Source organism: Pseudomonas sp. CBS (genome assembly GCF_024734645.1).
Taxonomy (GTDB): domain Bacteria; phylum Pseudomonadota; class Gammaproteobacteria; order Pseudomonadales; family Pseudomonadaceae; genus Aquipseudomonas.
Genome location: NZ_CP102929.1, coordinates 2,523,170 through 2,540,359, shown reverse-complemented (window position 1 = coordinate 2,540,359; position 17,190 = coordinate 2,523,170). Strand labels below are relative to the sequence as shown.

Annotated in this window: 20 protein-coding genes and 1 tRNA gene; 8 read left to right on the top strand and 13 right to left on the bottom strand. The window is 59.8% G+C overall.

The annotated features are described in order from the left end of the window. Positions 1-121: 121 nt before the first annotated feature. Both NVB75_RS11310 and NVB75_RS11305 read right to left on the bottom strand, forming a co-directional pair. On the bottom strand, positions 122-877 hold the full coding sequence (locus tag NVB75_RS11310; protein WP_258347188.1) for a 1-acyl-sn-glycerol-3-phosphate acyltransferase: 756 nt from the start codon (positions 875-877) through the stop codon (positions 122-124). 216 nt (positions 878-1,093) lie between these two features. Next, a complete protein-coding gene (locus tag NVB75_RS11305) occupies positions 1,094-1,783 on the bottom strand; it encodes a crotonase/enoyl-CoA hydratase family protein (RefSeq protein WP_076015114.1) in 690 nt (229 codons plus the stop codon). Between the two features lie 332 nt (positions 1,784-2,115). Between NVB75_RS11305 and NVB75_RS11300 the strand changes: the two genes are divergently transcribed. The 3 genes from NVB75_RS11300 to NVB75_RS11290 all read left to right on the top strand — a co-directional run bounded on the left by NVB75_RS11300 (position 2,116) and on the right by NVB75_RS11290 (position 3,011). After that, a tRNA-Ser gene (locus tag NVB75_RS11300) sits at positions 2,116-2,205 on the top strand. Positions 2,206-2,315: 110 nt separating this feature from the next. After that, positions 2,316-2,549, top strand: coding sequence for a DUF4160 domain-containing protein (locus NVB75_RS11295; RefSeq protein WP_169385986.1), 234 nt, complete (start codon positions 2,316-2,318; stop codon positions 2,547-2,549). A gap of 3 nt (positions 2,550-2,552) precedes the next feature. Beyond that, positions 2,553-3,011 carry a DUF2442 domain-containing protein gene (locus NVB75_RS11290; protein WP_087692754.1) on the top strand — a complete coding sequence of 153 codons (459 nt, stop codon included), beginning with the start codon at positions 2,553-2,555 and terminating at the stop codon, positions 3,009-3,011. Between the two features lie 75 nt (positions 3,012-3,086). Here NVB75_RS11290 and NVB75_RS11285 read toward each other — a convergent pair whose 3' ends face one another. From NVB75_RS11285 to NVB75_RS11265, 5 genes are all read right to left on the bottom strand, one after another. Then, complete coding sequence (locus tag NVB75_RS11285; protein WP_087692753.1) at positions 3,087-3,356, bottom strand: short-chain dehydrogenase; 270 nt, start codon at positions 3,354-3,356, stop codon at positions 3,087-3,089. Positions 3,357-3,598: 242 nt separating this feature from the next. After that, on the bottom strand, positions 3,599-3,952 hold the full coding sequence (locus tag NVB75_RS11280; protein WP_017475765.1) for a gamma-glutamylcyclotransferase family protein: 354 nt from the start codon (positions 3,950-3,952) through the stop codon (positions 3,599-3,601). 17 nt (positions 3,953-3,969) lie between these two features. Beyond that, positions 3,970-4,632 (bottom strand): aminopeptidase P family protein, encoded by a 663-nt coding sequence (locus tag NVB75_RS11275; RefSeq protein WP_258347186.1) that lies wholly within the window; start codon positions 4,630-4,632, stop codon positions 3,970-3,972. Positions 4,633-4,700: 68 nt separating this feature from the next. After that, positions 4,701-5,279, bottom strand: a complete 579-nt coding sequence (locus NVB75_RS11270) for a DUF4337 domain-containing protein (protein ID WP_102369684.1) — start codon at positions 5,277-5,279, stop codon at positions 4,701-4,703. A gap of 54 nt (positions 5,280-5,333) precedes the next feature. Next, a complete protein-coding gene (locus NVB75_RS11265; protein ID WP_258347185.1) occupies positions 5,334-6,218 on the bottom strand; it encodes a LysR family transcriptional regulator in 885 nt (294 codons plus the stop codon). A 96-nt stretch (positions 6,219-6,314) separates the two neighbouring features. On the opposite strand from NVB75_RS11265, the gene NVB75_RS11260 reads away from it, so the two are divergent. Further along, positions 6,315-7,283, top strand: coding sequence for an SDR family oxidoreductase (locus NVB75_RS11260; protein ID WP_258347184.1), 969 nt, complete (start codon positions 6,315-6,317; stop codon positions 7,281-7,283). Here NVB75_RS11260 and NVB75_RS11255 read toward each other — a convergent pair. Beyond that, positions 7,270-7,626 carry a DUF2784 domain-containing protein gene (locus NVB75_RS11255; protein ID WP_258347182.1) on the bottom strand — a complete coding sequence of 119 codons (357 nt, stop codon included), beginning with the start codon at positions 7,624-7,626 and terminating at the stop codon, positions 7,270-7,272. The genes NVB75_RS11260 and NVB75_RS11255 overlap by 14 nt on opposite strands. A 136-nt stretch (positions 7,627-7,762) precedes the next feature. On the opposite strand from NVB75_RS11255, the gene NVB75_RS11250 reads away from it, so the two are divergent. Further along, a complete protein-coding gene (locus tag NVB75_RS11250) occupies positions 7,763-8,449 on the top strand; it encodes an HAD-IA family hydrolase (RefSeq protein WP_177043010.1) in 687 nt (228 codons plus the stop codon). A 117-nt stretch (positions 8,450-8,566) separates the two neighbouring features. Here the strand turns inward: NVB75_RS11250 and NVB75_RS11245 are convergent, their stop codons facing one another. Beyond that, the gene (locus NVB75_RS11245) at positions 8,567-8,959 is read right to left on the bottom strand and encodes a YbaN family protein (protein ID WP_258347181.1); all 393 of its coding nucleotides are present in this window, start codon (positions 8,957-8,959) and stop codon (positions 8,567-8,569) included. 20 nt (positions 8,960-8,979) lie between these two features. Continuing rightward, positions 8,980-9,567 carry a YecA family protein gene (locus NVB75_RS11240; RefSeq protein WP_017477430.1) on the bottom strand — a complete coding sequence of 196 codons (588 nt, stop codon included), beginning with the start codon at positions 9,565-9,567 and terminating at the stop codon, positions 8,980-8,982. A 330-nt stretch (positions 9,568-9,897) separates the two neighbouring features. On the opposite strand from NVB75_RS11240, the gene recQ reads away from it, so the two are divergent. Then, entirely contained in the window at positions 9,898-12,024 is a 2,127-nt protein-coding gene (gene recQ / locus NVB75_RS11235) for a DNA helicase RecQ (protein WP_258347180.1), read from the top strand. A 121-nt stretch (positions 12,025-12,145) separates the two neighbouring features. Then, positions 12,146-12,580, top strand: coding sequence for a MarR family transcriptional regulator (locus NVB75_RS11230; RefSeq protein WP_258347179.1), 435 nt, complete (start codon positions 12,146-12,148; stop codon positions 12,578-12,580). A gap of 169 nt (positions 12,581-12,749) precedes the next feature. On the opposite strand, the gene NVB75_RS11225 is transcribed toward NVB75_RS11230, so the two are convergent. Continuing rightward, positions 12,750-14,939 carry a patatin-like phospholipase family protein gene (locus NVB75_RS11225; protein ID WP_258347178.1) on the bottom strand — a complete coding sequence of 730 codons (2,190 nt, stop codon included), beginning with the start codon at positions 14,937-14,939 and terminating at the stop codon, positions 12,750-12,752. Between the two features lie 83 nt (positions 14,940-15,022). On the opposite strand from NVB75_RS11225, the gene NVB75_RS11220 reads away from it, so the two are divergent. Further along, positions 15,023-15,310 carry a SelT/SelW/SelH family protein gene (locus NVB75_RS11220; RefSeq protein ID WP_003214624.1) on the top strand — a complete coding sequence of 96 codons (288 nt, stop codon included), beginning with the start codon at positions 15,023-15,025 and terminating at the stop codon, positions 15,308-15,310. Here NVB75_RS11220 and NVB75_RS11215 read toward each other — a convergent pair. Next, positions 15,304-16,194, bottom strand: coding sequence for a DMT family transporter (locus NVB75_RS11215; protein ID WP_258347177.1), 891 nt, complete (start codon positions 16,192-16,194; stop codon positions 15,304-15,306). The genes NVB75_RS11220 and NVB75_RS11215 overlap by 7 nt on opposite strands. A 184-nt stretch (positions 16,195-16,378) precedes the next feature. Continuing rightward, entirely contained in the window at positions 16,379-17,146 is a 768-nt protein-coding gene (locus tag NVB75_RS11210; RefSeq protein ID WP_258347176.1) for an AraC family transcriptional regulator, read from the bottom strand. Positions 17,147-17,190 lie beyond the last annotated feature (44 nt).

Here is a 17,190-nt window from a genome sequence, read left to right as displayed (position 1 = left end):
ATCGCTTCTTTATTGGATGACAGTTGTTGCGCAGCTTAGCCTGAACGCGCCCTCTGTAGGGGCGAGCTTGCTCGCGAAAAACCTGAGAGCGGCGGGTTAATCCAGAATGAGCGCGTAGTCGTTAACGTCCTTCGCGAGCAAGCTCGCTCCTACGGGGGGCGATTTCCAACTCTCGGTCCATTGCTTCAATACAATCTTTCATTTGCTCGCGGCAGGTCTGCATTAACAGCGGCATGTCATCCATCGTCAGCCCCTTCGTAGGAATCGGCGGCAGCGAGCGAATCAGAATATCGCCACTGTTCCAGCGGTTGAGCTTCATCTGTTTCACATAGGTACTGACACACACCTGCACAATCGGCACACCCGCGGCGATCGCCATCTGGAACGCGCCTTTCTTGAATGGCAGCAGGGTTTCGCCGAAATTGCGCGTGCCCTCCGGGAACACCCAGATCGAGGTGTCTGCATGCTGCAAGGTGTGTGTGGTGGTCAGCATCGAGCGCCGCGCCTTGTGCGCATTGCCCCGGTCAATCAACACATTGCCCGCCAGCCAGAACAGTTGCCCAAACAACGGCACCCACTTCAGGCTCTTCTTGCCGATACACACCGTGCGGTAGGGCACCACCGTGCCGAACACAAACAGGTCATAGTTGGACTGATGGTTGGCGATGATCACGCAACTGCTGGGCTTGTTGCGCAGCGAGTCGACCTCAGCCTTCACCCGCAGGCGCAACAGCCACATCGCCGGCACGGCATACAGGCGTGCGCAGTAACGGCTGTTGTCCGGATTGAACGGCCGACAGATCCCCAGCAGCACGCCCAGCACGCCGGCGATCATAAAATGCAGGCCCATCAACAACATGCGTAACAAAAAAAGCATCGACACAGCCCATCGGGACAAAAGGTGGCGCAGTGTACGGATGTGCACTGTATTCGGCAATTGCCCCTATAGAGTCGGAAGATAGGCGATGTTTAAGCGCATGTTTCAACGTGCCGTGACAGACACTGTCTAGAGCGGTTGTAGGCAAACCGGAATTCTTTGTAAGAAAAAGCCCGACTCAAGGTCGGGCTTCGATTCAGCAGGCGTAGGTTTTATTTAACCCAAGTGGCCTTGGTCCTGAATGATCGCGTCATCCAGGGCTTCCAGCAGCGCCTTACGCACCTTCAGCTTGGTGTGCTTGTGGGCGTTCATATTGATCTTCTTCAATTGGCGAGCCGCTTCCAGCGCGGCTGCCTGCAATTCTTCCGGCGCGACCACCTTATCCAGGAACCCGGCGCTCAACGCGTCCTGCGGGTTGAACATCTCGGCATTGATCACCGAGCGGTGGAAGGCCGACTTACGCAGACGATCCCGCGCCAGCTCGATCCCGGCGTGGTGCATGGTCATGCCGATCATCACTTCATTCAGGCCAATACTGAAAGGCCCATCCACACCGATCCGGTAATCTGCCGACAGCAACAGGAACGCGCCCTTGGCCACCGCGTGCCCAGGGCACGCCACGATCACCGGGAACGGGTGTGACAACAGGCGACGGGCCAGGGTCGAACCTGACGTCACCAGACTCACCGCTTCTTTAGGGCCGGCGGTCATCACCTTCAAATCATAGCCACCGGACAAAATCCCCGGCGTGCCCGTGATGATCACCACCGCCCGATCTTTCTCGGCCTGATCCAGCGCTTCATTAAACGCACTGACCACTGCCGGCGAAATGGCATTCACCTTGCCGTTGCTCAGGGTCAGGGTCGCGATACCGTCTTCGAGGTGGTAGGCAATCAACTCACTCATGACGCGATTCCTTGTAATGCTTGTAATAGAGGACAGACGGCAGACGTTACCCACCGCGCCCGCCCTGGTAAAGCGCCATGACTGACTACCCAGTCAGACTTTTCCTCCATGCCCGCCCGCAGGCGGCCTTCGGCAGGGCGCAGCAGCTACTATAGACAAGCGCCGCGAGTGCCCGAGAATGGCAGAATCGCCGTGGTGTGCACGGAGCCGGAGAGGTCTGGAACGGCATAACCGCCTAAGCGCATGAAAATTCTGAAAAAAACCTTTGCCATCGGAAAAGCTTTCGACTACATTAGCGCGCCTCGACAGACTGAATCAGTTTGACGAGATACGGTGAAGTGTCCGAGTGGCTTAAGGAGCACGCCTGGAAAGTGTGTATACAAGAAATTGTATCGAGAGTTCGAATCTCTCCTTCACCGCCAAATTCGATGTAAACAAAACCCCTGATTTCGAAAGAGATCAGGGGTTTTGTGGTTTCTGGGGTTTGAATACAGGTTGTGCTAGAGAAAAATTTTCTCTAGCATCTGTCCCCATGGCTACCCTTCACAGTGAACGAAACTGGAAAATAAAAATCTATCCCGACGACCACGCGCCGCCGCACTTTCACGTGCAAACGCCGGACGGAGAGTCGTTGGTTCAGATAGAAGGGCTGGTGGTTCTCGGCAAAGGTGCCGAAACCAAGGCCTTGAAAGCTGCCCTGCTTTGGGCAAGAGTCCATACCACTGATCTTTGGCGCGTATGGAATGAACAAAACCGGAGGAACTGACTTATGACCAGCAAGCTTCGCATCTCTGCTGTGCAACCAGTTGCCGGCAAGCATGCCATCGAAATTGAGTGGAATAACGGTAAACGGCACACCGTTGATCTCACTGATCACATAAATACCTTCCCGATTCTAAAACCCCTTCAGGACTTGGCTCTATTTGGTCGGGTTGAAGTCGGTGAGTGGGGCTTTGACGTGACTTGGGGCAATGACCTGGAGTTGTCCTCCGTCACCTTGCATCGTTTGGCGCTGGAACAGTCCGGCGAGGTCATGCTGACGCAGGACTTCAGAAAGTGGATGCTCAGCAACAATCTGTCGCTCTCCGCTGCGGCTGTGGAACTAGGCTTCACTCGTAGGACCATTACTTCCTACAGCAGCGGGGCCGCTCTGATTCCCAAGCATGTAGGGTTGGCGTGTAAGGGGTGGGAGTACGAGCATAAGGCTCGTGGCACACGTTGCGTTTAGGTTGGGTAATGTTCGCAAAAAGGGATGATTGAGAGGTCGTCCCTTTTTCGTTTTTGCGGGGTCAAGCCAATGGGTTCAGGAATACTGCGCTGCCATCCTCCGACCTATGACATCCAGCAGATCGCATCCATCGCGTAACGGAATTGCGCAGAGCAAGGAAAAGTCGCCCAGCACGACCGTATCACTACTGATTTCTGCACGCAGCGCCAGGTTTTCTAGAACTTGGGTTACGGCGCGAATCCGATAGTTTGCAGCATCAAGCAGGACATCCAGCGGTGCTGTGGTGTCTACGAAAAGGGCGGGTGTGGTGCAGTCGTTGCTGGTGAGTGCCATATATTGATTCATGCGGGAGTCCATCTGAGACAAATAGAAAAATAGCTAACCTTTTTCAAGTTAGACCTTCATAAAACAGCCGTCGCCTGAAAAACTGGATCGCAGAGTTTTAGTTTTCAGATTTGTCTTCGAGTCGCCAAACTCGGTCGCCATGACGGCGACCGAAAGACTATAGACCTGGCATTACGAAGCGGGCAGGGCATACTTTCAGATTGATCTGTAGGAAATCACTCCGATTGACCAACTGCACGCTCTCAAGCCTGCACATACACCCAAGCCGTCAACCCCGAAGCCAACCCCACCGAAACCCGCTTATAGTCCGACACTTCATACGCATCCGCCGCCGCCAGTTCCTGCTCGGTAATCTGAAATACCATCCCTTCAACACTGTCCTCATTCCGCCCGCTCGGCGAAACAATCGGATGATGGGTCTTGCCACTCGCAGCCAACACTTCAGGATCGGTAATCTCCACCCAGCTTGTCGAATACCCCAGCATCGCATCCCGCTGGCCCACCAACTCCCGCCCAAAGTTGGCCAACTGCACAGCCTTGTCCTGCAACGTGCCGTAGGAAAACAACAGCACGGGAAATTCGGTCGAGCGTTCCATCTTTATTCCTTGAAAAGTTAAGCCAGCAAATCTTCGTAAAACGCACCATAAGCCCCGCTCGGGTGCGCGATCTGTATCTCCAGGATCCACAGCCCTTCATTGGGATACTGGTCAAAATCCCCAAGGTCACCGCCACGATAAATCGCATGGGGGAAATCGCTGACGCGGTGCCCTTTGATGTCCAGGTTCAGCACCCAACCCATTTCCTTCGCTTGTTCTTCGGCAAAACGATACAGCTCCAGGCCGACGACTTTGTCGTTCCTCCAGCGCTGCTCAACCCGATCAAACAACGCTTTTGCCGCGCTCGCACACGCGGCCATCTCTGGGTCGTTGCCGGTGCTGAATGTCGCCCCCGCATCACCTTCATGGCCTTGCCACACGGCGCCCATGTCGATGAAGTAGATGTCGTTTTCCCCCGGCACCGGGTCGCCGTCGGAGCGTTCCTTGAAGGTCTTGAGGGTGTTGGCGCCAAAGCGCACCAGCAGGGGGTGCCAGATGCGCTGCATGTCGAGGTCGGCGAGGACTTTTTTGCCGAGTTCGCGGGCTTCGGATTCGAGCATGCCGGGGCGGATGAGCCTGGACAGCGCTTCGATGGCGCGCCAGGTCATGGCCTGTGCGTAGCGCATTGACTCGATGCTGTAGGCGACGCCCACAGCTTCCTTGGATGATTGTGCGGTCACCGGCTTTTCCTCGGCTTTATAGTGTCAGGCGTTATGCGTTTTACTATATAGCGATGCCGGGGTGAAGCTTAAATATGCAGCCAGGCCATCCCGCCGAGCACCACGCTCACACTGCCAGCGGTGTATGCCATGCGCTTCAACCATTCCTTCCTTGTCAGCAACGTGATCGCCGCCAACGAAATCGCGATCTGAATCGCGGTCATCGCCTGTGCCCAGCGGTGATGTTGGTGCAGTGCCTGTTCGGACTTTTCATCCCATTCTTTCGAGGTGGCTTCAAGCTTTTCGGCTTGTTTGCGCACGTCTTCCTTCTGGGTTTTGTAACGCTCGATCTCGTCGGTGTAGTGCTTGGCATCAACCCCCGGAATATGGGTCGCCAGCTCGGCGAGGTTCTGCCGGCTGGATTTGGCCTGGTAGTAGTTCCATTGGTTGGCGGCTTCGGTCTTGAAGATGGCGGCGTTGTTTTTGTCCATCGCCGCTTCGCTTTCGGTTGAGCCGGCCTGGTAGCTGAGCATGGCGCCGACGGTGGCCATGATGGCGGTCATCACGGCGATGCGGCTGGCGAAATTGTCCCCGCTGCGGTGGGCATGTTCGGTCGCATGTTCAACGTGTTTTTCGTGGGGGCTGGGGACTTCGAAGGCTTCGGACATGGGGGCGTCTATGAAGGGTTTGAGGGACTCTGATTCTTCACCAGCGAAGCTGTCTCAATCCTGTACGTAATGCTGCAAACCGGCCACCAGGGCATCAAAGGTGACGCGGCAACGCGGGCTGTTGCGCAGGTCTTCGTGCATGGTGACCCAGGTGTCCAGTTGCAGGGCAAATGCGTCCGGCAGGACTCGGCTCAGGCGGGCGTCTTGCCGGGCCAGTTTGACCTGGCAGCCACCGATACCGGCGCCGGCGCGGATCAGGGCCAGTTGTGCGAGGTCGCTGTCGCTGCTGAGGGAAAAGGCGCTGCGCTCGAAGCCTTTGACGGCCAGGCTGCGGATGAAGGCGCTTTCCTGGTCGTAGCCGATGACTGAATGGGCTGCGAGATCATTTAGGCTCTGAGGCGTGCCGTGTTGTTGCAGGTAGTCGTTGCGTGCGTGCAGGCCGACTTCGATAACGCCGATACGTTTCGCCAGCAGTTGCTCCTGGCTGGGTCGGACCATTCGCACGGCGATGTCGGCCTCCAGTTGCAGCAGGTCGAGCAGGCGATTGCTCAGCACCAGTTCGACCTTGAGGTGCGGGTGCTGCCGGCGCAGGCGGGTGATGATCGGCGGCAGGACTTCCACGCCGATCACTTCGCTGGCGGACACCCGCACCACGCCGCGTACTTCGGGGCCTTGGGGCGAGGCTGCACGTTCGAGTGCGGCGGCGGTGGTTTCCATGGTTTCGGCGTGGGTGCGCAGGGTGAGGGCGACGGCCGTGGGCAGCAGGCCGCTGGCGGAACGGGTGAACAGCACCATGTTCAGGGATTTCTCCAGCGCAGCGATGTGCCGCCCGACCGTGGGTTGAGTGATGCCGAGCTGCCGTGCGGCCCCCGACAACGATCCTTCCTTGAGTACCCCGAGGAATGACCGGTAAAGCTCCCAGCCAATATTTGATGCCATGCATAAATGTATAGCGTCTGCATCATCTTCGGCAATTCCTCTATAGCTCGCCGACGAACAGAATCGTCCCATCCAACAACCCTCAGGGGAAAAGGCATGAACAAGGTTCTGGTTTTGGGTGCGACGGGCGGGATTGGTGGTGAGGTGGCACGGCAGTTGTTCGCTGCGGGCTGGCAGGTGTGCGCCCTGACGAGAGATGTGGATAAGGCCCACAAGCAGAACGTCGATTTCACCTGGATAAAAGGTGATGCGCTGAACCGTGAGGAAGTCATCGCGGCGGCCAAGGGGTGTTCGGTGATCGTGCATGCGGTCAACCCGCCCGGTTATCAGCACTGGGCAGAACGGGTGTTGCCGATGATCGACAACAGCATCGCGGCGGCAATCGCTGAAGGGGCGACGATTGTCCTGCCGGGCACGGTGTACAACTTCGGGCCGGATGCCTTTGCGCGGTTGGAGGAAGATTCGCCGCAGCATCCACTTACCCGCAAGGGCGCGATCCGGGTGGAGATGGAGCAGCGTTTGCTTGAGGCGACCCAGCAGGGCGCCCGGGTGTTGATCGTGCGGGCAGGCGATTTTTTCGGCGCCAAGGCCGGCAGCAGCTGGTTTTCCCAAGGCCTGGTCAAACCCGCAAAGCCGGTGGCCAACGTGAGCTATCCAGGGGCGCCAGGCGTGGGGCATCAGTGGGCTTACCTGCCTGACGTGGCGAGAACCATGGTCGAGTTGATTGCACGCCGCGACACCCTTGATGCCTTCGCCCGTTTTCATATGGCGGGGCATGTTGATGCGGACGGTCGGCAGATGAGCCAGGCGATTCAGCGGGTGGTGTCACGCAGGACCGGCCGCCAGCCTTCTGTCAGGGCCTTCCCATGGTGGCTGCTGAAACTGGCCGCGCCCTTTGTCACCACCTTCCGCGAGATGCAGGAGATGCGCTACCTGTGGCAAACCGAGGTACGCATGGATAACCGCCGCCTGGTACAGGTGCTAGGCAGCGAACCGCACACGCCTCTGGATGAAGCGGTTGAGGCGACATTGGAGGGCATCGGCTGTCTGCCTAGCGGCGCTTGATCAACCGCACATACACCGCGATGTTGATCAACAGCACCAGCGCGCCCAGCCCCAATTGAATCTGCGGCGTCAGCCCGGCCGGATAGATCAGGGTCAGGATGTAATGCTCGATGAAGCCACCCCCATAACCATCCTGCCCGGCCAAATGACGAAACAGGTTTTCCCAGCGGGTCAGCGGGCAGGGCAGGTGGAACACTTCCACCGCAACGCCCCAGGCAGCCGCGGGCAAGTGCAGCCACATCACGGGCCGCCATTTGAGGGCGAGCAAACCGCCAAACAGCACGAACAGAATGAACGACAAATGAAACAGCACCAGGCCATCGGCGCAAAGGCGGTAGAGCATTGGGGGCACTTCCATGGGTAAGGCAGATATTCTAAAGGGCAGTACTGTCGGTCGGAAGCTTAACGGTTGCTTGCAGGCAAGGCGGGCCGTTATTGTGCTGAATCCTTTTAGTCCTTTTGCCCACGGATCTGTAGTGATGAATGCACCGCGTACCGCTGTCCCGATCAAGGCTGTCATTTTCGATATGGACGGGTTGTTGCTGGACACAGAAGGCATCTACACCGAAGTTACACAGATCATCGCCGAACGCTACGGCCGTACTTATGACTGGGGGATCAAGCAGCACATCATTGGTCGCGGCGCCCAGGACCTGGCCGACTACGTGGTCAAGGCTTTGGACCTGCCGATTACGCCCGCCGAATTCCTGGTGATCCGCGAGCCGTTGATGAGCGAGCGTTTCCCCAAGGCGTTGGGCATGCCGGGCGCTGAAGCGCTGGTGCGGCACTTGAAGGCGCATAACATTCCGATTGCCGTGGGCACCAGTTCGTCACGTAATTCGTTTGGTCATAAAACCACGTTGCACCGTGAATGGTTTGGGCTGTTCGACACTATCGTGACCGCGGATGACCCGGAAGTGGGAGCTGCGAAGCCTGCGCCGGATATCTTCCTCACGGCGGCGCGTCGGTTGGGTGTGGCACCAGAGGATTGCCTGGTGTTTGAGGATTCGCCGTTTGGCGTGACGGCGGCCAAGGCTGCACACATGACCGCGATTGCGGTGCCGGATGAGGCGATGGCGGACAGCAAGTATCACCATGCTGACCAGATTATTCGCAAGTTGGCGGAGTTTGATCTGGCGGCGTATGGCTTGCCGCCGATGCGTTGATCCCTCTGAAGCCACTGGATCAAAAATGTGGGAGCGGGCTTGCTCGCGAATACGGTGTGTCAGCCGATACATGTGCTGACTGATCCACCGTATTCGCGAGCAAGCCCGCTCCCACATTTAGTCCTGCGGTGCCTTGGGCAATGTCTTCTGTCGCAAAATATAAACCGTCACCAACACCGCACTGGTCAGCATGAACCCTCGCGCCCAGATCAGCGGCACCAGGTAGCAGGAAAAACCGATACTCACCCACATCAACCCAATGGCATACACCTTGCCCTTGAGCGGAATCCCGTTGCCATCCAGATAGTCACGAATCCACGGCCCCAGGCGCGGGTGTTCCACCAGCCAGTGGTAGAAGCGCGGGGAGCTACGGGCGAAGCAGGCGGCAGCCAGCAGAAGGAAGGGAGTCGTGGGCAGCACCGGCAGGAAAATGCCGATCACCCCAAACACTACGCTCAGCCAGCCGATGGCCAGCAGAACGTAACGCGTGATCACAGAGCGATTGCCCATGGGCGCCACGGGCAACGGTCTTAGTGGTGGCGAGGCTTGAGGATCGCCGGCTTTTCGTCAGGTGCGTTGCACAGCAGGTAAAGGGCGGTCAGCGCTTCCGGTATCTGAACGATCATGTCGTCCATCAGGTTGGCGTCGGAGGCGATGTCGGAGAACTCAGGTTGCTCGTCGAACAGGCCGGAACCGACCATGATCGGCAGCAGCATTTCGCTGACTTCTTCTTCAGCCGTTTCGAACCAGGCCTCTTCACGCAGGAACACGCCTTCCATGAAGCCGATGCACCAGCCGCGCAGTTCGGAATCGTCCGGGTCTTCACCGAGGTCCAGGTCGCAAGGCAGTTCGAACTCTTCATCGGAAGCCAGTTGGCGGCCAATGTGAGCCTTGAGGGCCAGCAGGGTGGATTCGATTTCTTCGCGCTGGGCGGCATCACTGTAGTGAGGCTCTTCAGAGAACAGTGCGTCGATCCATTCACGATCAGGCACGACATCGGAGCAGATCGACAGCGCGGTCAGATAGCCGTGGGCGGCCACGTAGTCCAGCGCCTCGTCGTGCAGCTCATCGGCATCGAGGAAGGCTTGCAGGCGGGTTAGTTGCTCAGCGAAGGACATTGACGGACTACCTTGGGAATAAACGATGGGCAATTCTAGGCTTTCTTGAGCGCCCAGGCCAGCTTGTGGGAGCGGGCTTGCTCGCGAAGGGGACAATTGGGTCTGCCTGACGGAATGAATTCCCAGCATTTCGGGCCATTTAATGGGCCTGTGCAATTCACCAACGGCACCCTTTGCCGGGTGACCCTCGGGTATACTGCCGCGTTTTGTGATGCCCCTACAGGCCAAGCGCCAGTCGCGGGAAAAGTTCGCTTACGGATTATTTCCCGCTCAAGCGTGCTTTTTCGACCAGCCTGTACAGAGGGATTTCGGCGATATTTGGAGTTTTTCATGCTCGAGCAGGCTCAACGCGTCCTCAAGGACATCTTCGGCTACGACAGTTTTCGTGGCCGCCAGGGTGCAATCATTGAGCGCGTGGCCAACGGCGGTGACGCCCTGGTACTGATGCCTACCGGCGGCGGCAAGTCGCTGTGTTTCCAGGTGCCGGCACTCCTGCGTGAGGGGCTTGCAGTGGTGGTGTCGCCGTTGATCGCCTTGATGGACGATCAGGTGGCCACCCTGGAAGAGCTCGGCGTGGCGGCTGCCGCGTTGAACTCCACCCTCAGCGCCGAACAGCAACGCGACCTCGCCGCCCGCATCAAGCGCGGCGAAGTGAAGATGCTTTACCTCGCCCCCGAGCGCCTGGTGCAGCCGCGCATGCTGGCGTTCCTGCAGAGCCTGGAAATTTCCCTGTTCGCCATCGACGAAGCCCACTGCGTGTCCCAATGGGGCCACGATTTCCGTCGCGAATACCTGCAACTGGGCCAATTGGCGGAGCTGTTCCCCAACGTCCCGCGCATCGCCCTGACCGCCACCGCCGACAAACGTACCCGCGAAGAAATCGTCGAGCGTCTGCACCTGCAAAACGCTGAGCGGTTTCTCTCGAGCTTCGACCGGCCGAATATTTTTTACCGCATCGTGCCCAAGGAACAGCCGCGCAAGCAGTTGCTGGCGTTCCTTTCCGATCGGCGCAGTGACGCCGGCATCGTCTACTGCCTGTCGCGCAAAAAAGTCGACGAGGTCGCCGCATTCCTCAGTGAGCAAGGCTACCCGGCGCTGCCGTATCACGCGGGCCTGCCCAACGAGCTGCGGGCGTACCACCAGAAGCGCTTCCTCAACGAGGAAGGCTTGATCATGGTCGCCACCATCGCGTTCGGCATGGGCATCGACAAATCCAACGTGCGTTTCGTGGCCCACATGGACCTGCCCAAATCCCTCGAGGCGTACTACCAGGAAACCGGACGTGCCGGCCGTGATGGCCTGCCGGCGGATGCCTGGATGGTCTACGGCCTGCAAGACGTGGTGATGCTCAAGCAGATGCTGCAGAACTCCGAAGGCGACGAGCGCCACAAGCGCCTGGAACAGCACAAGCTCGACGCCATGCTCTCGCTGTGTGAAGAAACCCGCTGCCGTCGCCAGACCTTGCTCGCCTACTTCGACGAAGACATGCCCCAACCCTGCGGCCACTGCGACAACTGCGTGGATGGCGTGCAGACCTGGGACGCCACCGAACCGGCGCGTCAGGCGTTGTCGGCGATCTACCGTACCGGCCAGCGTTATGGTGTCGGCCATCTGGTGGACGTGCTGCTGGGCAAGGACAACGAGAAGATTCGCAGCTTCGGCCACGAAAAACTCTCGGTCTACGGCGTGGGCAAGGACCGCGCCGAAGGTGAATGGCGCTCGCTGTTCCGGCAGATGGTCGCCCGTGGTCTGGTGGACATCGACCTGGAAGGCTACGGCGGCCTGCGCCTGAACGACAGTTGCCGGCCGCTGCTCAAGGGCGAAGTCAGCCTGGAGCTGCGCCGCGACCTCAAGCCGCAAACCACCCCCAAAACCAGCACCAGCCCGGCCAGCCAACTGGTGCGCTTCGAAGAGCGCGAACAGTGGGAAGCCTTGCGCGCGCTGCGTAAGAAGCTGGCGCAGGAACACAGCGTTCCGCCGTACGTCATCTTCCCCGACTCCACCTTGCTGGAAATGCTCCGCGAGCATCCCACCACCTTGGGCGAGATGGCCAGGGTCAGCGGCGTGGGTGCGCGCAAGCTGGAGCGTTACGGCCAGGCGTTCCTCGAAGTGCTCGGCGGCCAGGTCGAGGCGCCGAAAGAGGTCGCCGATATCCGCCACGAGCTGATCAGCCTGGCCCGTGCCGGCATGACCCCAGTCCAGATCGCCGGGCAGTTGCAGTGTTCGGAAAAGAACGTCTACACCTTGCTGGCCGAGTCCATCGGCAAGCAGCAGTTGTCGTTGGAGCAGGCCCTTGATTTGCCGGAAGATTTGCTTGGCGAAATCCAGGATGCATTCCTGGATGGAGAAGGCGAATTGCCACCGGTTTCCGAGATTGCGCCGCTGTTTGCCGGGCGTGTGCCTGAAGGCGTTTTGTACTGCGTCAGGGCCGCTTTGCAGTCGGAATTCGAGATTTGATGTGCCAATTACGACAATGTAACGAATCAGTACATACCGGGTCTTGCCTACTGGCATGGGTCATGCTTAGCTGACTAATAATTAGCCACACTTTATTTTCAGTCTAATCCATGAGTTTTTTATGCCGTTAACCGATCAACACCGTTTTGGCATGCAGTTGGCGCAGATGTCCCGAGGTTGGCGTGCCGAGCTGGATCGTCGTTTGGCCGGTCTGGGCCTGTCCCAGGCTCGCTGGCTGGTGCTACTGCATCTAGCCCGCTTTACCGAACCGCCGACCCAGCGTGAGCTGGCGCAAAGTGTCGGGGTAGAAGGGCCTACATTGGCGCGTTTGCTCGATAGCCTGGAAAGCCAAGGCTTGGTGCAACGCCAGGCCGTGGTGGAAGACCGCCGCGCCAAGCGTATCGTGCTGTGCGACACCGCGAAGCCGTTGATCGAACAGATTGAAACCATTGCCACGGCCTTGCGCCATGAGCTGTTTTTGGGCGTCGATGAAGAGGATCTGCGGGTGTGCATGCGGGTGCATGAACACATCCTCGGAAATCTCGAGAAGTCCTGATCCCCGTTTCGATTGCCTTGCGCCTTGCCTTTCGTACCTTGCGCCTTGCCTTTCGTAGCAGCTGTCGAGCTTTAGCGAGGCTGCGTGAGCCGCGCCTCGGTCTAATAACGTGGCGCGGCTGACGCAGCCTCGCTAAAGCTCGACAGCTGCTACGGGGGGAGGCTTTTGGTTAGAACGTCTGCCCCAGGTTCAGGTACACCGCCTGCTGATTGTCATCGTTAAACCCGTAACTGAAATTCAACGGCCCCAGCGGCGTATCAAACCCCAGGAAAATACTGGCGGCGTTGATGTACCCGCTGTCGTATTCATTGTCGTTGTTCCACGCCCGCCCGCGCTCCAGTGACGCGCCCAGGTACAACGGGAAGTCCAGCGGCAAATAGGATCGCGGTGTCAGTCGGCGATAGTAGACCGCACGCATCAGGCTGATGTTCTGCCCGGCAATCGCATCCTCGCGAAAGCCCGACAACTGCCGTGCGCCCCCCAGCAGGAAGCTGGAAATCACCACGTCCGACTTATCCAGGGTGCGCCCATAACGCCCGCCGAGGATCAGTGTGTCCGGGCCGCTGCTCATGGCCTTGTCCAGCTTGAATTCCCACTGGCGATAGCGCTGATCCGAACCCAGCCCCGGTTCGAACTCCCGGAAGGCCAAGCCGATGTCTTCGCCGGTATGAGGGAAGTACACGTTGTCGAACGAATCGAAGGAGTACTTCAGCTCATAGAAGCCTTCGCTGAAGTTGATGCTCGGCGAATCCCGGTCACCAATGCGCACATCCGCCTTGCCCCAGGCCTCGCCGACGCCGAAACGAATCTCGCCGCTGTTGCCGATCTGCCGGCCCACGTTCAGGCCGAAGCCGTAGCGTTCCAGGCGGTACTCGGAGATCGGGTTGTTGTCTTCGATCAGCTCAACGTTTTGCGCCTGGGCACTGATATAGGGCGCGACGAAGTAGCGCGAGCCGGTGTCCATCGGCTGATAGAACTCGCTGTAAAGCTCCTGCTTGTCACCGATCTGCACCCGCGTCAGCCATTCGGCGCCGAGGCGGTTGATGCCGTTCATGCGGTAGCTGGCGCCGAGGTTGAAGGCGCTGTCGCCGCGCATGTCATCCGACAGGTTAAGGCCCAGACGCAGGTAATCGGTGCCGCTGCGTTTGCCCCGGGCGCTGATGACCAGGGTGTTGTCCTTGCCCTTTTTCACCACGCGGTATTGCACCTGCTCGAAGTAATCCAGGCCGTACAGGGTGCCCATGTCGGTTTGCAGGCGGGCCATGTCCAGAGGCTCGCCGAGGTTCTGGCGGATGTAGTAGCGGATCACCTCGTCGCCCACCTTGGAGTCGTTCTCCACCTTGATCGCGGTGATCACCGGGTTGCGCTCGCCGGGTGTGCGGGCGGCCACCAGTGACGGATCCACCGGCTCGGCCGGGCGCAAGTGTGCCAGGCGGACGTCGAGGGCGCGGGTGGCGCGGTAGCCGGCGTCGATCATGTCCTTGGCGCGGCCGAAATCCGTCACGCCGTAGGCGGCCAACGACGGCTGGATCAGTACGTCGCGGGGGGCCAGGGCCTTGAGTTGTTCTTCGGAGTTGCGCCGGGTCATCAGGGTGATGGACTGGTTGAGCACGTCCACCACGGTGTTGAGTTGCTTGCGCGAGCGCAGCGGGGTGCCGATGTCGACGACGATGGCAATGTCGACCCCCATTTCCCGCGCCACATCCAGCGGGATGTTATCGGTCATGCCGCCGTCCACCAGCAGCCGGCCATCCAGCTCTACCGGGGCAAATACTGCCGGGATCGACATGCTGGCGCGGATCACCTGGGGCAGGTGGCCTTTGCGGAACACCACCTTTTCACCGCTGGTAATGTCGGTGGCCACGGCGCGGAAGGGGATGGGCAGCTTGTCGAAATCCCGTACGTTACTGGTGTGGGCAAACATGCTTTCCAGCAGCAAGGCCAGGTTCTGGCCCTGGATCACCCCCAGTGGCAGGCCCAGGCTGCCGTCGTCGCGGAAGCTGAGTTTCTGTTTGACCAGGAAATCCCGGTCATCCTGCTTGCGCCGGAACGGCACATCTTCCCGTGGCGGCGCGTCGGACAGGGCGAGCTTCCAGTCGATATTCAGTGCGAGTTTTTCCAGCTCATCGATCTTGTAGCCCGAGGCATACAGCCCGCCGATCACCGCGCCCATGCTGGTGCCGGCAATCGCATCGATGTGGATGCCTTGCTCCTCAAGGGCCTTGAGCACGCCAATGTGCGCCAGGCCACGGGCGGCGCCGCCGGAGAGCACCAAGCCGATCTTCGGACGTGGGTTTTCGACGGCTTGGACGAGGACAGGGAACAGGCACAGCAACAGGCAGGACAACAGGCGGCGCATCATCAATCTCAAGGCTGGACGATAAAGGCCGGTATTATAGCCACTCGATCCTTTCAATCCGCCAAGCAGGAGCCAGTCAATTCATGTCAGCGGCCAAACCCGAGATTGTCATCACTTATTGCACCCAATGTCAGTGGTTGCTGCGCGCCGCCTGGCTGGCCCAGGAGCTGTTGAGTACCTTCGCCGATGACCTCGGCAAAGTGGCCCTGGAGCCGGCCACTGGCGGCGCGTTTCGCATCACTTGCGATGGCGTGCAGATCTGGGAGCGCAAAGCGGACGGCGGCTTCCCGGAAGCCAAGGTGCTCAAGCAACGGGTGCGGGACCAGATCGACCCGCAGCGGGACCTGGGGCACAACGACCGTACTCAATGAACCTCGGCTGTGGCGGCCGGCTGCTTGGCCGGTTTGGCGCTGCCCATCAGGCCGGACACCACGATGGCGACGATGATCAGCGCGCCGCCCATCAGCATGCGCAGGGTCGGGGTTTCGGCAAACAGCAGCCAGGCCATCGTGATGCCGTACACCGGCTCCATGGCGAACACCACCGCGGCGGTGCGCGCCTTGAGCACTGCGAGGCTGGCGACAAACAGGCTGTGGGCGAGGCCCGTGCAAAACACACCCAGCAGGCCGATCCATAGCCAGTCCAATGCGCGCACCTCCGCCAGCCCGGGCGTAGCCACCGACAACAGGCACAGCGCGACCACCACGTTCTGGTACAAGGCCGCCTGCACCGGTGGAATACGCCCGCTGGCGCGGTTGTTCAGTGAGAGCAGCGAGAACAGCAAGCCGGAACCGACCGCCCACAACAGGCCACTGGTGGCTTGGCTGGCGAGATTGAAGTCCGGCGTGACCAGCACCAGACCGATGCTCACCAGCACCACCAGCAGGATTTCATTGGCGCGAATCCGCTCGCGGAACATCAGGCCTTCGAGAATCACCGTAAAGGCTGGGAAGGTGGCGAAGCCCAAGGTGGCGATGGCCACACCGGCGACCTTCACCGCAATAAAAAAACTCACCCAATGCCCCGCCAGCAACAGGCCGCTGACCAGCAGGCGGCGCCAGTCGCGGGCTTGCAGCTTCTGCCAGGGGGTATTGCTGGCGAAACGCGCAAAGATCGCCAGGGCAAGCACCGCGAACGTGGCGCGACCGAACACGATAATTGCCGGCGAGGCGGCCGCCAGCTTGCCGAACACGCCAGTGAGGCCAAACATCAATGCGCCGATATGCAGGGCGCCGAGGGCTGTGCGGGGAGTCATTGCGATCCTTAGACAACGGGTTTACAGGATCGCAGTCTAGAGGGTTGCAGGCATTTGCGTCTGTCGTTGGGCTCGCGGGTTTTGTCGCAGGGCTCTTGCTGTAGGAGCTGTCGAGCCTTGGCGAGGCTGCGAAGGGATCGCCACGGTGTGCCTGCTGGACCGCGGCGCCTGCATCGCAGCTTCGCTAAGGCTCGACAGCTCCTACGCCGGGCGGTGCTCGTCTGAAGGCTCGGGGCGAAAGGCCAAACTCGCGCAACATCGCCGCAGCAAACGCACTTTGCGAAGCGTAGCCAACCCGCACGGCAATCTCGCCGATGGGCAATTGGCTGTCGCGCAACAGGCCGCGCGCCATCTGCAAACGCCGGGTACGGAGGTAGTCCATCGGCGTCTGCCCGCATTCCGCCATAAACCGTGCATGCAGGCGGGCGGCGGACAGGTCGGCGATCTTCGCCAGGTCGGCCACTTGCAGTGGGTGTGCGGCGTGCCGCTGGATGTGCGCATCGAACGCGGCATAGGGCAGGCGCTTGATCGCCAGCGGCTGTACGAAATTCAGGCTGGCGAGCAATAACACGGCGCCTTGTTGGGCGATCAGCGGGTCGTCCACCGGGCTGCTCGCCAGCCACTGCACCAGTTGGCTTTGGCGATTGTCGAGGGTCAGGTGAGCGGACCGGTCGAGCAAGCGCCGGCTGGCGTCGGCGTGCTCCCCCAGGGACTGCGCCAACCAGTGCTCATCGGGCACGTCCAGCACCAGGCAGCGGCTGCCATCGCGGCTGATACACGCGTGATGAGCGGCGTAGGGCAGCACCATCACGCTGCTGTGTTGCACCTGGCTGCCACGACCATCCACCTCGAAGTCCAGATGCCCGGACAGGCCAAACACCAGCTGCGCGTGGTCATGGCTGTGGGCGATAGGCTCTTCGACGTAGTGGCGTAGCGTGAGGGTGGGTCTCATCGCAGTCTCCTGGGCAGGCCCGCAGTTTACATCGCTTCACCGGC

Excerpts from the sequence above, each read along its gene's own strand:
- NVB75_RS11310 (WP_258347188.1), bottom strand. The coding sequence starts at position 877 with ATGCTTTTTTTGTTACGCATGTTGTTGATGGGCCTGCATTTTATGATC.
- NVB75_RS11220 (WP_003214624.1), top strand. The coding sequence starts at position 15,023 with ATGTCAGCGGCCAAACCCGAGATTGTCATCACTTATTGCACCCAATGT.
- NVB75_RS11305 (WP_076015114.1), bottom strand. The coding sequence starts at position 1,783 with ATGAGTGAGTTGATTGCCTACCACCTCGAAGACGGTATCGCGACCCTG.
- NVB75_RS11280 (WP_017475765.1), bottom strand. The coding sequence starts at position 3,952 with ATGGAACGCTCGACCGAATTTCCCGTGCTGTTGTTTTCCTACGGCACG.
- NVB75_RS11250 (WP_177043010.1), top strand. The coding sequence starts at position 7,763 with ATGAATGCACCGCGTACCGCTGTCCCGATCAAGGCTGTCATTTTCGAT.
- NVB75_RS11230 (WP_258347179.1), top strand. The coding sequence starts at position 12,146 with ATGCCGTTAACCGATCAACACCGTTTTGGCATGCAGTTGGCGCAGATG.
- NVB75_RS11255 (WP_258347182.1), bottom strand. The coding sequence starts at position 7,626 with ATGCTCTACCGCCTTTGCGCCGATGGCCTGGTGCTGTTTCATTTGTCG.
- NVB75_RS11215 (WP_258347177.1), bottom strand. The coding sequence starts at position 16,194 with ATGACTCCCCGCACAGCCCTCGGCGCCCTGCATATCGGCGCATTGATG.
- NVB75_RS11245 (WP_258347181.1), bottom strand. The coding sequence starts at position 8,959 with ATGGGCAATCGCTCTGTGATCACGCGTTACGTTCTGCTGGCCATCGGC.
- NVB75_RS11285 (WP_087692753.1), bottom strand. The coding sequence starts at position 3,356 with ATGAATCAATATATGGCACTCACCAGCAACGACTGCACCACACCCGCC.
- NVB75_RS11210 (WP_258347176.1), bottom strand. The coding sequence starts at position 17,146 with ATGAGACCCACCCTCACGCTACGCCACTACGTCGAAGAGCCTATCGCC.
- NVB75_RS11225 (WP_258347178.1), bottom strand. The coding sequence starts at position 14,939 with ATGCGCCGCCTGTTGTCCTGCCTGTTGCTGTGCCTGTTCCCTGTCCTC.
- NVB75_RS11290 (WP_087692754.1), top strand. The coding sequence starts at position 2,553 with ATGACCAGCAAGCTTCGCATCTCTGCTGTGCAACCAGTTGCCGGCAAG.
- NVB75_RS11265 (WP_258347185.1), bottom strand. The coding sequence starts at position 6,218 with ATGGCATCAAATATTGGCTGGGAGCTTTACCGGTCATTCCTCGGGGTA.
- NVB75_RS11240 (WP_017477430.1), bottom strand. The coding sequence starts at position 9,567 with ATGTCCTTCGCTGAGCAACTAACCCGCCTGCAAGCCTTCCTCGATGCC.
- NVB75_RS11260 (WP_258347184.1), top strand. The coding sequence starts at position 6,315 with ATGAACAAGGTTCTGGTTTTGGGTGCGACGGGCGGGATTGGTGGTGAG.
- NVB75_RS11295 (WP_169385986.1), top strand. The coding sequence starts at position 2,316 with ATGGCTACCCTTCACAGTGAACGAAACTGGAAAATAAAAATCTATCCC.
- NVB75_RS11270 (WP_102369684.1), bottom strand. The coding sequence starts at position 5,279 with ATGTCCGAAGCCTTCGAAGTCCCCAGCCCCCACGAAAAACACGTTGAA.
- recQ (WP_258347180.1), top strand. The coding sequence starts at position 9,898 with ATGCTCGAGCAGGCTCAACGCGTCCTCAAGGACATCTTCGGCTACGAC.